General features: G+C 53.6%; 10 protein-coding genes and 1 pseudogene. 3 read left to right on the forward strand and 8 right to left on the reverse strand.

Annotated elements, in window-relative coordinates:
* Positions 1 to 32 precede the first annotated feature (32 nt).
* The 8 genes from dctA to bcsR all read right to left on the reverse strand — a co-directional run bounded on the left by dctA (position 33) and on the right by bcsR (position 14057).
* On the reverse strand, positions 33 to 1319 hold the full coding sequence (dctA, locus tag ACJHX7_RS19455) for a C4-dicarboxylate transporter DctC (protein WP_000858214.1): 1287 nt from the start codon (positions 1317 to 1319) through the stop codon (positions 33 to 35).
* A gap of 182 nt (positions 1320 to 1501) precedes the next feature.
* Positions 1502 to 3490 carry a biofilm formation regulator HmsP gene (gene hmsP / locus ACJHX7_RS19460; RefSeq protein ID WP_001266310.1) on the reverse strand — a complete coding sequence of 663 codons (1989 nt, stop codon included), beginning with the start codon at positions 3488 to 3490 and terminating at the stop codon, positions 1502 to 1504.
* Between the two features lie 81 nt (positions 3491 to 3571).
* On the reverse strand, positions 3572 to 7045 hold the full coding sequence (bcsC, locus tag ACJHX7_RS19465; protein WP_094030517.1) for a cellulose synthase complex outer membrane protein BcsC: 3474 nt from the start codon (positions 7043 to 7045) through the stop codon (positions 3572 to 3574).
* Complete coding sequence (bcsZ, locus tag ACJHX7_RS19470; protein WP_089583448.1) at positions 7027 to 8133, reverse strand: cellulose synthase complex periplasmic endoglucanase BcsZ; 1107 nt, start codon at positions 8131 to 8133, stop codon at positions 7027 to 7029. The genes bcsC and bcsZ overlap by 19 nt, the downstream gene beginning before the upstream one ends.
* A 6-nt stretch (positions 8134 to 8139) precedes the next feature.
* Positions 8140 to 10479: a cellulose biosynthesis cyclic di-GMP-binding regulatory protein BcsB gene (gene bcsB, locus ACJHX7_RS19475; RefSeq protein ID WP_094030516.1), complete on the reverse strand. Its 2340-nt coding sequence runs from the start codon at positions 10477 to 10479 to the stop codon at positions 8140 to 8142.
* 10 nt (positions 10480 to 10489) lie between these two features.
* Positions 10490 to 13108: a UDP-forming cellulose synthase catalytic subunit gene (gene bcsA / locus ACJHX7_RS19480; protein ID WP_000025855.1), complete on the reverse strand. Its 2619-nt coding sequence runs from the start codon at positions 13106 to 13108 to the stop codon at positions 10490 to 10492.
* Positions 13105 to 13857, reverse strand: coding sequence for a cellulose biosynthesis protein BcsQ (gene bcsQ / locus ACJHX7_RS19485; RefSeq protein WP_000279524.1), 753 nt, complete (start codon positions 13855 to 13857; stop codon positions 13105 to 13107). The genes bcsA and bcsQ overlap by 4 nt, the downstream gene beginning before the upstream one ends.
* An 11-nt stretch (positions 13858 to 13868) precedes the next feature.
* Entirely contained in the window at positions 13869 to 14057 is a 189-nt protein-coding gene (bcsR, locus tag ACJHX7_RS19490) for a cellulose biosynthesis protein BcsR (RefSeq protein ID WP_001063314.1), read from the reverse strand.
* A 271-nt stretch (positions 14058 to 14328) separates the two neighbouring features.
* Here bcsR and bcsE point away from each other — a divergent pair, with 271 nt between their 5' ends.
* The 3 genes and pseudogenes from bcsE to bcsG all read left to right on the forward strand — a co-directional run.
* Positions 14329 to 15900 (forward strand): cellulose biosynthesis c-di-GMP-binding protein BcsE, encoded by a 1572-nt coding sequence (gene bcsE, locus ACJHX7_RS19495; protein ID WP_072275330.1) that lies wholly within the window; start codon positions 14329 to 14331, stop codon positions 15898 to 15900.
* A complete protein-coding gene (gene bcsF, locus ACJHX7_RS19500; protein WP_000988308.1) occupies positions 15897 to 16088 on the forward strand; it encodes a cellulose biosynthesis protein BcsF in 192 nt (63 codons plus the stop codon). Before bcsE ends, bcsF begins: the two co-directional genes overlap by 4 nt.
* Positions 16085 to 16450: pseudogene (bcsG, locus tag ACJHX7_RS19505) on the forward strand (cellulose biosynthesis protein BcsG); the annotation flags it as partial. The gene bcsF and the pseudogene bcsG, both read left to right, overlap by 4 nt.
* Positions 16451 to 16551: the final 101 nt, after the last annotated feature.

Consider the following 16551-nt stretch of genomic DNA (forward strand, 5'->3'; position numbering starts at 1 on the left):
CGGGGAAGGGAGTGCGGGCATAAGTGGTGAGATTAAGAGGATAATTCGTGCGTTTTGCCATCCGGCGCACGATTATTCAGCACATCGTCCAGTTTTTTGTGGTCCAGTTCTTTCACCCACTTAGCAACGACAATGGTCGCTACGCCGTTACCGACCAGGTTAGTCAGCGCACGAGCTTCTGACATAAAGCGGTCGATACCGAGGATCAGCGCCAGACCCGCTACCGGCAAATGGCCCACCGCAGAGAGCGTTGCCGCCAGCACGATAAAACCACTACCCGTTACCCCTGCCGCCCCTTTAGAAGAAAGCAGCAACACGATTAACAGCGTGATTTGGTGGACGATATCCATCTGACTGTTAGTGGCCTGGGCAATAAACACCGCCGCCATTGTCAGGTATATCGATGTGCCATCAAGGTTAAACGAGTAGCCTGTCGGGATGACCAGCCCCACCACCGATTTGCGGCAGCCGAGTTTCTCCATCTTGTCGAGCATACGCGGCAGCGCCGACTCGGAAGATGAAGTCCCCAGTACAATCAGCAGTTCTTCACGGATGTAACGGATAAATTTGAAGATACTGAAACCAGTCGCTTTAGCGATTGAACCCAATACCAGCACCACAAACAGGATACAGGTGATGTAGAAGCAGATAATCAGCTGCCCCAGTTGCACCAGTGTGCCGACGCCGTATTTACCGATGGTAAACGCCATTGCCCCGAACGCACCAATAGGTGCCAGACGCATGATCATATTGATGATGCCGAAGATGACCTGCGAGAAACTTTCGATCACGTTAAAAATCAGTTGGCCTTTGCTGCCCAGACGGTGGAGCGCAAAACCAAACAGTACGGCAAACAGCAGCACCTGCAGAATGTTACCGCTGGCAAATGCGCCAATGACGCTCGCCGGGATGACATCCATAATGAAGGCGACAATGCCCTGGTCTTTCGCCTGATCGGCGTAAACCGCTACCGCTTTCGCATCAAGCGTTGCCGGATCGACGTTCATTCCGGCACCAGGCTGCACGACGTTAACGATGATAAGACCAATAATCAGCGCGATGGTACTGACAATTTCAAAGTAAAGCAGTGCGACTGCGCCGGTACGACCGACCGCCTTCATGCTTTCCATGCCCGCAATGCCCGTTACGACGGTACAAAAGATGACAGGAGCGATGATCATCTTAATGAGCTTAACGAAGCCGTCGCCAAGCGGTTTCATTTGCTCGCCTATTTCAGGATAGAAATGGCCAAGGAGAATACCAATGGCTATCGCTGTCAGGACCTGAAAGTAAAGGCTTTTAAACAGAGAGGTTTTCATAGGGTGTCCTTTAGTAAAACCACAGGTCTTGTAAGGTTATGGGGTACCTGCGGCCTTAAAATAACACCCAGACAACATCACAGAAATGTACCTGGATCATAATTGAAACAAAAAGGTTAAAAAGTTTGAGCTGGCTCGCACAAACCAGCACTTTTTAAAGTTTTGTAATCAGTTTGGGGTAGCTACTTTTCTTCCAGGTAACTCTCTTCGAAGATTTCAATAGGGAGTGGGCGAGCAAAAAGGAAGCCCTGGGCAATACCAACGCCCGCTTTTGCCAGCCAGTCGCGTTGTGCTTCAGTCTCCACGCCTTCGGCAATCATTTGTAAGTTCAGGCTTTGCGCCAACATGATAATTGCAGCAATCATGCTGCTATCTTCCGGCAAGCCTTCAACAAACATTTTGTCGATTTTTAACACGTCGATTGGCAACGATTTCATATGCTGCAGCTGACGCAGCCCTGCGTAGCCCATGCCGAAATCATCCAGCGCCACCCGAACGCCGGCATTACGCAACGGGCGGAGGATTGCCACCGCTGCATGAGGGTCGTCAATACGTCGGCTTTCTGTCACTTCCAGAATCAGTGTTCCCGGCTGAATGCGATAGCGGGTTAACAGTTCCAGCATATCCGCTACCATATTCGGGTGCATCAGTTGCAGCGCTGAGAGGTTTACCGACAAGGGCAACATAATGCCGCGCTCTTGCCAGGCAGCCAGCAGTCGACAGGACTCTTCCAGCACCCAGTGACCGACGGTAACCATCAGCCCACAGCACTCAATGCGATCGATTAAGCCATCCGGCAGATCCCAACTGCCATCCGGTTGCTGGATACGCAGTAACACTTCCGCACTGACCAGTTTACCGCTGGTCATCTCGACCTGTGGCTGTAACCAAATCGCAAACTGATGATTTTCCAGTGCATTAAGGATATCGCTCTCTTCCGTCAACCGCTGTTGGGCGGCTTCCATCTGCTGCGGATCAAAGAACTGAATCTGATTCTTGCCTTTATGGCGGGCGGTAAATGCCGCAGAAATAGCGCGACTGTAAAGCTGTTCGGCGGTGAGATCGCCGTAGAACATCGCCACGCCAATGCTACAGTGCGGACGGAGTTGAATACGTTCAATCGGCAGGCGCTCGCTCATGATAGTGAGCACTTGCTGACCCAAAGTGATTGCGTGCCACGGTTCCTGTACCCCGTTGGCAATGACAGCAAAGTCATAACCGCTAATCTGCGCGAGGATCATACGTGGCGACAGTACCGATTTGAGTTTTTCCACCAGCGTCAGCAGCAGAATTTCTCGTTGCGCCTCTTTCAGCACGCCCGCAGTATCACGCAGGGTTTCACAGGTGATAATCATCAGCGCGGTGGTTTGTTTACGCGCGACAACCTGCTCCAGCATCTCCATCAGCAAGGCTTTGTTCGGCAAATCCGACACCGGGAAGCGCATCGCATTTTCGTTCTGTTCTTCATAATGGCGCTGCAGCAATTGCTGGTTGAGGTTGTAACTGCGCACCAGCATACCGATTTCATCGTCCTGATGCAGACGCGGTAATGCCAGTTGGTGACCAACAAGCTCCTGGGCAGGGATGGCGTTAAGTTCACGAGCAATATTGCGTAACGGATGCAAAATCAGGCGGTTAATGCACCAGCTAATCGCCACCGTCAATATTAACGACAAAAGTAAGTAAATGGTCACTAACGTTGAGAGGGTGCTCATCACGAACTTATACATGCGGAAGGAATCCGCCTGTAGCACCAGATAGGCAATTGGCTGCGGGTTTGCCGGACGTTCCAGCGAGTAAACGCCCAGCGAGATTTGCACCGGTAGCTCAAACAGGCGAGTAACCATTACCGGCACCGGACGCTCTGGAATAAAACTTTTACGCAGCGCCTGGAACTGGTTAGGCAGCACCACATCGGCACGGCTGACCACGCCTGCCGGTTTAATGCTGGCAAGAATAGCTTCCGCTTCGGGAATATCGCCTTTCAAAATAGCTGAAGATAAGGGTTCGCGGACAGAGCGAGCAATGCTTTCCAGTTGCGTAGCCGTGTTATAGCGATTCTGCTGGACCAGATGGAACAGCAAAACGGTGCAAAAAATAAAAACGAACACCAGGACAACGGCTGCCACCATTGCCATCTGCTTGATTGTTAACGAGCGACTTACGCGCAAATTGTCTCCCCCCGGAAATCCCAGATTGCCGCCCGAGTATACCCGATCGCAGCGGCATTAAGAGAGGCGCTATCTGAAAACTTACCAGTCGGCGTAAGGTATCAGCGGCTGCGGCGGTAAATCCATGTCACCCTGCCATCCGGCGGCGGAATAACGTACGTAGAGCAGGAAATGGCTGGGTGCGTAATCTTTTGCCTGCTGGATATCAATTGCCGTGCCGACAAACCAGTTGGAGGTAACACGTCGTTCAAGTATTGCCCGCGCCGTGTAGCCAAAGCCCTGACTGCTGCCGCCATCGTTGGATTGCCGCGCAGCTTCTTCCTGCCAGTCGGTCGGGATCAGATTCATCAGCGGATAACGCGGCATGGTTTTGGTGCGTGAATGCGACCACGAGCCAGACGCCCCCAGCTCCCACGACCAGTTTTCCGTCCGCTCCCGCCACATCACCGGTATGGCAAACGACAGGTATTCCTGCGGGCTGTAGTAACCGCCCTGACCAAGTGAGTAGCCACTCAGGTCTTTGTCGTAATGCCAGATCATATTGTTAAGACCAATGGTCACACGGCGATTATTCTGGTTGATGACCTTATAGTAATAGCCCGTCATCCAGCGCACGCGCCAGTTATCTTCGACATTTTTACCGGTTAACTGGTCGCCACTAAGCGATGCCCAGACGCCGTTTGCTTCACCTTTATCGTAGCTCAGGCTTAGCCCCACGCCGTCGGCACGCACGCCGCCCCATTTTTTCCCGGTATTGCTCGGAGAGTCTTTTTGCCCACCAAAGGCCAGCAAAGAACTGGAGATGGGCCGACGGTGGGCGTTAACGGTGTAACCCAGCGGCCCGATATCATCGCTGTAACTGATGCCGCCGACCACATCCACCACGTTGAAGCCCATCGGCGTGGTGCCGATATCCCAGCTCCAGGTGTCGTTGCGCCAACCAACCGCCACGCTGGCACCGGAGTCCGACTGGCTGCGGTTGCCGCTACAATCCTGTAATGTACAGGTGCCCCAGTTGTCATCCCATTTACCATCGGCATTAGTGGAGAAACTGCCGACGTTCATATTGACGAAATCACTGCGAAAGAACATCCGCCCGTCAGAATACGGCGCATCCACCTGCAACATAGTGGTGTGCGCTTTCAGATCGGAGTAACCACCGGTGCCGCTCGAACCCCAGTAATCGTGCTCGAGGGTGACGTTAAGATCCTGCTGGCGATAGAGGTCCGCTGCATCGCTGCGCACGCCGCGTTTCAGCCAGTCATCTTTCTCGTCGTTACGGGTCAGCCGGGTAAAGGTGTCGTTATCCTGCGGACGCGTCGTGGTCACACCGGATGCGACCATCGCGTCTTTGTAGGTTTCCAGCGCCTGCGTTGGATCGCCCGCCTGCGCTTCAAACTTCGCACCGTCGCGCAGCACCATCGCGCTTTCCATCGACGGTGGCTGAGATTTTGCCTGCGGGATCAACTTATTAAACGTCTGCTGCGCCGCTGCGGTATCGCCAAGCTGCGCCTGTGCCAGCGCCACGCGCCGCTGAGTGTTCAGCGAGGCGTTATCGGTGGCGGGAAGTTTCGCCAGTTGACTGCGCGCCGCGGCTTTGTCGCCTGCGGCAATATCCACTTCCGTCAGGCCAAGAATGGCATCGGCGTTAGTTGGCTCCCGCGTCAGGACATTCTGATATGCAGCGCGGGCGGCGGTGTAATCACGTCGCTGCTGCGCCCAGTCAGCCAGCGTGAGGTCTATGCGCGTGGAAGGTGGTTGCTGGCGCAGCATCGCTTCCGCTTCAGCTTCTTTGCCGCTTTCTCGCAGGCGATTAGCGGTTTCCAACACCTGATCGCTTTGCAGTCGATTAACCAGCTCCTGAATATTGCTGTTCCATTGCGCGCGCGGCAGGCTGTTGATATGCGCCAGCGCCGCTCTGTCCTGGTCATGACCGGAGAGGTACAGCCCGTAAGCGTAAACCTGCTCCGGGTCGTTCGGCTTCTGCTGCGCCAGATTGCGCATTAACGTATCGGCCTGGCTGCGTTGTCCGGCCTGCCAGAGATCCTGCGAAAGTCGGTAAGTAATCCATACACTGCCGGGGTCCAGCGCCAGTCGTTGCCGCTGAAGTGCTGCCGCCTGCCCCCATTTGCCCTGGTTTTCCAGTGCCTCTGCCTGCTGTGCCAGACGGTCGTTTTGCAGGCTGCGTTCGATATCATCAATGCTGCGCCGCTGGCTGGCAGAGAGCGAGGCGATAAACGCTTCGGCTTTTTCTGGCGACTGCTGGCGGTAAATATTCGCCAGCCCGCGCACGGCGTTAGTGTTGCCGCTGTCCATACGCAGGGTCTGCTGATAATAGCGTTCAGCGGCGGGGTAATCTTTGCGTGCCATCGCCACATCGCCCAGCCCCAGCACCGCATAGCTGTCGGTGTTATCGACATTACGTGCCTGCTGGAACAACCGTTCCGCCCGGTCAGGATTATTGGCTTTCAGCGCAGCATCGCCCTGCTGGATTGCCAGCCAGTAGCGGTTTACTTTCAGGAGACTGTTCCATTTGTCGTTGTTGCTGCTGTGCGGGTCCAGTGCGAGGGCTTTTTCCAGATTCGCCACCGCATTGGCGCGATCGCCTTTCTGAGAATACGCCTGGCCCAGCGCCCCCAGAGCCTCACTGTCTTTCGGGTTTGCCCGCACCGCCTGTTGTAGTTCGGGAATGGCTTTACCCGCCATGCCAGAGTCCACCGCCGCTAACCCTTGCGCACGAGCGCGGAAAGCAGGATCGGCCAGCTGTTTTTGCTGTTCTGCCAGTTGCGATTGTGCAGCCGCCACGCTATCGCCATCGCTAAAGATCGAGAGATATTTTTTCAGTGCCTGAACGCTGGCATCGCTGACAGGCATGTCTTTAATCTGCCCGTACCAGATTTTAGAGGCCCCTTCGCGCCCGGCGTTTGATTTCGCCATCTGTTCCAGGACGGCAAAACCTTCGTCACGGCGATCGCTACTAAACAGCAATAGCGCCAGATTGTTTTGCAGGCCCGTATTGCCCGGCGTATCCGCATTAATGCGTTTTAGCTGATTAATCGCTTCGCCACGGCGAGCCGGAATTTTCGCCACCGTACTCCAGTACTCGACGGCAATGTCACCTTCCGGCGGCGCACCGTTGAACAGTTTGTTGTAACTCGCCACAGCTTCTTCTGCATGACCAGTAGTCGCCTGCAATCTTGCCTGTTGCAGTGCCTGACGACCATCCGGCGTGGAAAGCAACATTGTGGTCCGCGACGATTTATACGCATTTGAACTCGGCGCTAACTGCGACAGCCGATCGAGCTGTTTTTGCGCGCCATCAATATCGCCCTGACGTAACAGAGAACGGAAACGGGCGGCAACGACGTCCGGGTTATTCGGATCAATAAGTTCCAGACGATACAACGACTGTTGCACCAGGTCTTCACGATGGGTCGCTTCGCCTAACCGAACTTGCTCCAGCAACTGTTGCTGAGCGGTTGGTGCTGCCTCGACCATCGGCATGACGGCCAGACCGAGGGAAAGCGTGAATATGTTTAGTGTGAATTTGCGCATTCCTGGCCCCAGTCAGGTAATAACTCACCTTTTGTCGAGAAGCGGAAACGGTGTTGATCCCAGCCTTGTCCAAACAGGGTCAGCACATAGTTGTAATAGGCATCGCTGCCGGGAAAGTTATCGGCCACGCGCTGGCGCTGAACGGCCTGTGCATCGCGGTTTTGTAAAAAGGGCAGCATGGCGGCAGAAAAACCGACCGGTCCTTTACCTTGCGCTTTCCCCGTAGCCACATCCACTTTTTCTGGCGGATAGCCGTTTTTCTCGGTGAATGTCGCCATCGGTTTAAACCGGTTGAGCATCCGCGCTTTTTGCGGATCGCTGTCAGGCATCATGCCTACCCACATGTAAACGCGGATCGCGTCGTAGCTGCTGATCAATGTTTTTTCGGCTTTTAGCTGCCAGCCTTTGTCTTTCTCATAGCGCACCCAGTCTGGCGAAAAGCCTTTCGGGGCGGTTTCCAGCAATAAACGTTGATTGGTTTCGCGCAGCGTAGTCCACGGCGCGCCAAAGCGGGTGAAATACTGCGCCAGCGTCTGCGGCAGGTAGCTGGGGTTAAAACGCCAGCTGTTATCCTCTGCAAATCCCACTTTGCCCGGCAACAACATGGAACCCAGCCCAGGCACCGTCACCACTTCCTCCCGCGCAATACGTTTTAACAACGCGCTGCCGATGTCGGTATAACGCTGCTCTTTCCACAAACGCCCCGCCTCCAGCAACGACCAGGCCATCCAGACATCACCATCGGAGGCCGAATTGCTGTCCAGCACTTCCCACTTACTGTTCTCTTTCTTGCCCCACAGCCATGCGGGCAAACGTTCTTTTAAAGAACCCTGAGCGAGATTGTTCTGCGTCCAGTCGAGAATATTATCGAAAGCTGCACGGTCGTTAGCCGCCAGGGCAAAGAACATGCCGTAACTTTGCCCTTCGGAAGTGGTGATTTTACGCGCGTCACTTGGGTCAATGACGCGCCCTTCCTGACTGATGTAATCCTTTTTGAACTGCTCCCAGGCAGGCCAGTTGCAGGCTGCCTGAACACTAAAGGCAGCCAGCAGCAGCATCGTCACGAGTCCACTACGCAACACATTCATCTTCAATTACTCGTTATCCGGGTTAAGACGACGACGGCTGATAATACGCAGCAAACGCCACAGTACCCATGCCAGCAGCACGACGCTGATTGCCGCCAGCACCGCCAGCAGAATCGGATGGTTTGCCAGGGCATACCATAAGCGTTCGAACCACGGCAGATGGCCAACGTAATAGACGTCGCCAACGCGTAGGCTATTGATACCGGACTCGCGGATCACCGCGACCGAACCGAACATGGTGGCGCGTTTGCCGCTATCGTTCACCGCATCGTTAAGCATTTCATAACCGCGTGGGCTATCTGCCAGCAGCGCAATCACGCTACGCTGGTCGTTATACGGCGACTGGAAGCCAATCACCGCTGCCATCGCACCGGAAGAGGTCAGCGTTGACTGAGTTTCTGCCGCGCGATCGCTCTCGTCCGGTACAATGCCGGGGAACGGGGTCTGGCGCATAGGCGTTTTCACCCAGCTTTCGGTCGCCTGCACCAACAGGTCGATCTGCTTGTCGTCTTTCAGTTTGTCCGGGATACCACCGACGATCATGATGTCGGCATCTTTCCCCTGAATAGTGCTGCCATCATCGGTCACCGTCAGGTTAATCGCCGGGAAGCCCGTCTGCGCACCGATAAAGCCAACAGTATTCAGCAAGGTTTCCATCTGTGCTTCGTTAGGCGCTTTCGGCATCACGGTGATGGTTTGTGACAGATCCGCCATCCGGCTGAACGGGAAGCCCGCGTTAGCAAAGGCGCGTAGATCCGGCATCGGGATGAAGTGGTAATACTTCGAGAAGTCGATGGTGGAGTCGTCACCAATCACCACATGATTCTGCACCGGCTGGAAGGTAATACAGTTATCCACCGAACCGCCCGGCATCGGGTTCATATACTCAAAGTCGAACCGCAACTGGTTGGTCGCGCCCAGTTTCAGCGCCGGAATAGAGACATCCGTTTTGCCATCCAGCAAACCTTGTAATACCGGAATACGCAGCAGCAGGCGGTTCGCCTCCTGTTTACTGCTCAGGTTGAAGGATTGCAGGAACTGGTTATTCAGGCTGATATCCATCCGCGAACTGTCTTTCACCGGCGGCATGGTGTAGCGATAGTTGATATCCATATCAATGCCGGTACTGCGCATCAGGTAGAGATCCGGCGGCAGATTTAGCGAAACGTTAATCGCTGCTGGCTCAAGACCGCTGGATTGTAACTGTTCTTCATAGGTTTTCAGTTCACCAAAGGTGACCGGACGATCGGTACGCACCCAGTTCGGCGCATCGTACGGCTTACGCGGTAGCAGCGGTTTCACTTCATTCACTACCACGCTTTCACCACGGAACAGAATGTTACCCTGAGCGATACCTTTCGCTGCCTGCAACAGGTCTTTGTCGTCACGACCAAAGACCACCAGCAGTTTGACGTAAGGATTCTGTGGATGGTTGATCATTTCAATCACCGGGGCTTTTACCGCCGGATGATCGCGCAGGAAGTCCGGCCGTTTGTCATTAGTGGCAAAAACAATGGCATTGCGATCCGGCAGTTGGTTATAGAGCACCGGGAAGTTCTGCCCACGCCAGCCAGAACGCGAACCAAACCACGAGGCGACAATGGAAGATGCTTGTTGGAGCCCAACATCCGGGGCACCCGCAAAGACCATCGGCAAGGTGTTGGTGCGGTTATCACGCGGGTCAAAGAATGGTACCGGGAAGTGTGACAGGTCATTCTTCACATTCAGGGTCTGATAGGTCAAATCCAGTCCACTGCTCCGCCCAACATCCAGCCAAAGCGTGGTGCTGGCCGGGTTTTCGCACACGTCCTGATAATGGCCGACAAACTCCAGCCGCACACGGTTGAAGTCGGTAATAAACAGTGGGTTAATGGGCATTTGCGCCAGCGTTTTTTTACCCAACTGTTCTTTGGTCACTGGCAGCACGCCCATCAGCTCATCATTGAGATAAACCTTTAACTGCGACTGGACAGGCAGTAACGATGGCGATGGCGTGTATTCGAGGTTGAGCATCGCCTTCGTCACCACTTCATCGCTGCGCATACCAAACTCAATGCTGCCGTTCGGGTTAATGCCACGTAGCACCATGCTGCCCGGCGGCGGCGCAATTTGCGCAAAGGTCAGCTTCACATCACGCGAAGGACCGTTCTGCGCCACGATGGGGGCATCAGCGCCCTGCACGCCTGGCATCACTTGCCCCACCTGCGGATTTTGTTCCGTCTGGGCGGCTACAGCTGGCTCAGCATTGATCAGTGGTTGCGTTGCTGGCGTCGCCTGCGTCATGAAAGAGGGGAACGCACTCATCCCCATAGCCACTGCACAAATCCAGAATAGTTTTCTTTTCATCGCGTTATCATCATTGTTGAGCCAAAGCCTGATCCGATGGTTGTGCCGTTTCGCTCCGCTCCGGGCGGCGCGGAATAAACGATACAACCCAGGAAACCAGAGAAGTCAGCACACGGAATATGCCCTTCACCGAAGAAGGCGCAAACTCCGCCAGATGGCGGTAGCCACGGAAGCCGAGCTTCAGAATATCCAGCAGACTTTCCAGCGGCTTATCTTCCGGATAGCTGTCCTGCCAGAGCGCCCATGTATCCGCACGGGCAAACGTACACTGCACAAAATCGATATGTTGCTGGGTGGTGAGCGGCATTAATTTCAGCCCAACTTCATTACCCATCACGCGCGCCACCTGGGTCGGGAAGACGTATTCCTGCTGACCGCGTTTAAGCAACAGATTCACTTTCTGCCCTTCCAGAATCTGCGCCTGACCGTTGATCTTGATCCCCAAACCACCGTCGGAGAAATCCTGAACGGTACATGAAAAGAGGTGACCATCTTCGCGGGCAATTGCCGCGGGCATCGTCATCTCCACGCGGTGCGATCGGCGTACCTGTTTGCTTTCTACCGATACCGCAACTGCGCCGCCAAGAACAATCAGGTTGTAGAATACCCACACCATACTGACGACCACGGTGAGCATCTCGGTTGGCGGGCCATAGAAGTAGCGCCAGATGCCTACCGCAACGCCCACCAGGTTGAGCAGAACAAGGAAGATGTAGGGCCGCGAGATCACCCAGTCGACGTACTCTTCTTCCACCAGTCCACCTTTGGCGGTGACGTTAAATTTGCCTTTGTGCGGGTTAATCAGCGCCACCAGCGTCGGTGGTGCGATATACCACGCCAGCACCGTTTCGTAGATTTCACTCCAGAAAGAGTGGCGATATTTGCCCTGGATCTTCGAGTTGGTCAGGCTGGCATGAATCATATGCGGCAGCACGAACAGGGCAATCATCAACGCTGGCGCATAGATGATGTAGGCATGCAGCAGCAGGAACGCCAGCGGCGCAGTCAGGAAGATCAGTCGTGGAATGCCCGACAAGAAGTGGAACATGGCGTTGACATAGCACAGCCGCTGAGCAAACTTCAGCCCTTTACCGGTGAGCGGGTTATCGAGACGGAAGATTTGCACCATCCCGCGCGCCCAGCGAATACGCTGACCGATATGCGCCGACAGACTTTCGGTCGCCAGCCCCGCCGCCTGCGGAATACGCATATACGCGGAGGTATAGCCACGACGGTGCAAACGCAGAGAAGTATGCGCATCTTCAGTTACCGTTTCGACAGCAATGCCGCCAATTTCATCCAGCGGTTTACGGCGAATCACCGCACATGAACCGCAGAAGAAGGTGGCGTCCCACATATCGTTGCCGTCCTGCACCAGACCATAGAACAGCGTGCCTTCGTTCGGTGTTTTACGGAAACGTCCCAGGTTGCGTTCAAACGGGTCCGGTGAGAAGAAGTGGTGCGGCGTCTGCATCATCGCCAGCTGTTTTTCTTTCAGGAACCAGCCCATGGTCATTTGCAGGAACGATCGCGTTGGTACGTGGTCGCAGTCGAAAATCGACACGAACTCGCCTTTGGCATATTTCAGCGCATTGTTGATGTTGCCCGCTTTCGCATGTTCATGAGTGGTACGGGCGATATATTTCACCCCCACGTTTTGCGCAAACTGGCGAAACTCTTCCCTGCCGCCGTCATCAAGGATCCAGATGTTCAGCTTGTCTTTCGGCCAGTCGATACCCAGCGAGGCGTAAATCGTATTTTTCACCACGTTGAGATCTTCGTTGTAAGTCGGGACAAAGATATCCACCGACGGCCACAGCGACATATCTTTCGGCAATGGCACCGGCTGACGATTCAGCGGCCATACCACCTGGAAGTAACCGAGCACCAGCACAATCCACGCGTACGTTTCGGCGAACAGCAGAATAAGCCCGCACACCAGGCTGACCGGATCGTCCCAGTTCAGCGTAGAGGTGTAGCGCCACCAGATATAACGGCAAGAAACGGTCAGCGACAGCACAATCAACATTAGCGCCGAGAAGCGCCCCGGCATCCGCCGTACGATCAGCGCTACACCCCACAGCAGCATCAGGAAGATAAACTGCGCCAGCGGGTTAAACGGCTGGGTAACGCAGATTAACGCCAGAATCAGCGAGAAGGTGACGATGATACCGAGGATCAACCGCCGCGCCCCGGCGCTCAAATGGCCGAGTTCTTTTTTCTCATCGAGATGCTGTGTTTTATGGCTAACGCGCTCAGGCAGCTCGTTCATCCATTGATGGTAACGTCCACGAATATTCTGCAGACCTGAAAATGTCCGCCTGCGCGGTTTCGGCGTTTCTTTGCGCGATGTACCGATCAGTAACCAGCATGTTTGAATGAGATAACGGACCGGGTCCAGCGGACGCGGACGCGAGGCGTTGATATGCGGATACAGGTTTTTATGTTCTGCGCGAATACGCTGCCAGCGCGGGTGCTCCAGCGGAATAAAAATCCAGGCCAGGATCAACCAAAAACAGCCGAGCGTCGCGCTGAAAGCCGACGCACCGTGACGACGATAATCGCGATAACGCCCGATAAGCCGCGCGTTGACCGGCGGGATAAGCAACCACCGGGTCAGGATACTCATGATGCACTCCCGACTGGCGTTTTCAGCCCGGAATAGTTCAACAGGCACCAGTTAGCCAGCGTCAGTATCTCTTCAGCCGCCAGCGCATCACTGCGGTATTCACCGACTGGTTGCTTAGCCGCCAGGCATTGAGCCATCGCTTCATCACGATGAATGAGTATTGGCAGTAATCGGCGCTGGCTTTGCAACCAAAGCTGGTAAATATCGTCCTGAACCTGACTGCCGATACGGAAGTCATTAATCAAAATATGCGCGCCATCCGGCAGCGCTTGCTGATGCAGTCGGATATGGCAGTTGGCATCCACATTGACGATTGCCAGCGAGTGATCGCACAAACTCAGCAGCTGGTGGGTTATCTGTGAGGCATCACGCGGTAAGTCAATTAAAATCCACTGGTAACGCCCGCTGGCTTTTAGTTGCTGTAAGCCGGAGCAAATATCGCTCAGCCGGGTTTGCCAGTGCTGTGGATTTTCTTGTTCTTCAATGGATAACTGACCAAAAGGCAGCAAATCGAGTTGCGAGGTATAGCGCAACCCAGCGTCACGCCAGTCCTGGCCATCCAGCATAGCTCTGGCCCAGCCCTGACGGTGGGTAAAATCAACGTTAAATGACAGGCGCAACAAGTTGTCCGGGCAGGCATCGACCACCAGGACATTTTCTCCCAACATTTGTAATGACCAGGCTAATGCGGCGGTGATGGTTGTTGTCCCCACGCCTCCCCGCACCCCCTGCAATCCCAGTACGGCCATTCACCAATCCCCTACTTTTGTTGCGCAAACTCTGCCAGCAACGGCCAGCGTTTTAATGCCGCGGCCAACTGTTCGCGTTGGGAAATATCGGCATAATCAATATCAGGCAGTGAAAATGCCTGCTTTAACGCCAAAATATCATTCTGGAAGATATAGCCTATCGCGGGATCAGGCAGAGTATCTGGTTCATTGTTATTCATTTGCTTGATCCCTATGAAATAACCGCACCGTTCATGAGACAATTCTAACCGTGAGCATTTCGCCGGTTTATTGTTTACGGCGAGACGGGAATTTGCTCACTTTTTGACTTTCCGTTACGCAACAAAAAAAGTTAAAAACGAAAAGACTAAAATCACACGTCTTGTGACCTGCTAAATTGATTCACATGCTAAATCTGATAAGTTTTAATTTCAATGGTAGGTTTATTTCTTAGCTTTCGCTAGTAAACTGATAATCAGACAAAATGTTGACATGAGGGACATTGTGGACCCTGTATTCTCTATCGGTATCTCATCATTATGGGATGAGCTGCGACATATGCCAGCAGGCGGCGTCTGGTGGTTTAACGTCGATCGCCATGAAGATGCTATCAGTCTGGCGAATCAAACAATTGCATCCCAGGCTGAAACCGCACACGTCGCGGTCATTAGCATGGACAGCGATCCGGCGAAAATCTTTCAATTAGATGATTCTCAAGGGCCGGAAAAAATAACATTATTTTCGATGCTAAATCATGAAAAAGGTCTATACTATTTGGCCCGTGATTTGCAGTGTTCTATTGATCCCCATAATTACCTTTTTATTCTTGTTTGCGCAAATAATGCATGGCAAAACATTCCTGCCGAGCGGCTTCGCTCATGGTTGGATAAAATGAATAAATGGAGCCGGCTAAACCATTGTTCGCTTTTGGTAATTAATTCCGGAAATAATAACGATAAACAATTTTCATTGTTACTTGAGGAATACCGGTCACTTTTTGGTCTTGCCAGTTTGCGTTTTCAGGGCGACCAACATTTGCTGGATATTGCTTTCTGGTGCAACGAAAAAGGGGTCAGCGCCCGTCAGCAGCTTAGCGTTCAGCAACAAAATGGTTGCTGGACATTAGTTCAACACCAAGAGGCGGAAATCCAACCACGCAGCGACGAAAAACGCATTCTGAGTAATGTTTCTGTACTTGAAGGTGCGCCGCCGCTATCGGAACACTGGCAACTGTTCAACAATAACGAAGTCCTGTTTAATGAAGCCCGTACCGCTCAGGCGGCGACGGTGGTCTTTTCTTTACAACAAAATGCGCAAATCGAGCCACTGGCCCGCAGCATTCATACTCTGCGTCGCCAGCGCGGTAGTGCGATGAAAATCCTCGTACGGGAAAATACCGCTAGCCTGCGCGCCACCGATGAACGTTTGTTATTGGCCTGCGGTGCAAATATGGTTATCCCATGGAATGCCCCACTCTCCCGCTGTCTGACGATGATCGAAAGCGTGCAAGGGCAGAAGTTTAGTCGCTATGTGCCGGAAGATATCACTACCTTGCTGTCAATGACCCAGCCGCTCAAACTGCGTGGTTTCCAGAAGTGGGATGTGTTCTGTAATGCCGTCAACAACATGATGAATAACCCTCTATTACCTGCCCACGGTAAAGGCGTTCTGGTTGCCCTACGTCCGGTACCGGGTATCCGCGTTGAGCAAGCCCTGACGCTATGTCGCCCTAATCGCACCGGCGATATCATGACCATTGGCGGTAATCGGCTGGTGCTGTTTCTCTCATTCTGTCGGATTAACGATCTGGATACCGCGTTGAATCATATTTTCCCATTGCCTACTGGCGACATTTTCTCAAACCGTATGGTCTGGTTTGAAGATGATCAAATCAGTGCCGAGCTGGTGCAGATGCGCCTGCTTGCCCCAGAACAATGGGGCATGCCGCTGCCTTTAACGCAAAGTTCTAAACCGGTCATCAATGCCGAGCACGATGGTCGCCACTGGCGACGAATACCAGAACCAATGCGACTGTTAGATGATGCTGTGGAGCGCTCATCATGATGACCATCAGCGATATCATTGAAATTATTGTCGTTTGCGCACTGATATTTTTCCCGCTGGGCTATCTGGCGCGGCACTCTTTGCGACGCATTCGCGACACCTTACGTTTGTTCTTTGCTAAACCTCGTTATGTTAAACCGGCCGGGACGTTACGCCGCACGGAAAAAGCCAGGGCAACCAAAAAATGACTCAATTTACGCAAAATACCGCCATGCCTTCTTCCCTCTGGCAATACTGGCGCGGCCTTTCCGGCTGGAACTTCTATTTTCTGGTTAAGTTCGGCCTGTTGTGGGCGGGATATCTTAACTTCCATCCGCTCCTCAATCTGGTGTTTGCCGCGTTTCTGCTGATGCCCATTCCGCGCTACAGCCTGCATCGCTTACGCCACTGGATTGCCCTGCCGATCGGCTTTGCTTTGTTCTGGCATGACACCTGGTTGCCTGGCCCGGAAAGCATAATGAGCCAGGGTTCGCAGGTGGCGGGGTTCAGTACCGATTATTTAATCGACCTTGTCACACGCTTTATTAACTGGCAGATGATTGGGGTAATGCCGATCAGTTAAGGATCAGTTGACCGATCCAGTGGCTGTGTAAGAATCCGGAAACGCTCACTTGTTTCCGGATTTTTTTATGCACATTGGACAGGCTCTTG

This window comes from Escherichia sp. WS1451, assembly GCF_046487365.1.
Classification (GTDB): Bacteria; Pseudomonadota; Gammaproteobacteria; order Enterobacterales; family Enterobacteriaceae; genus Escherichia; species Escherichia coli.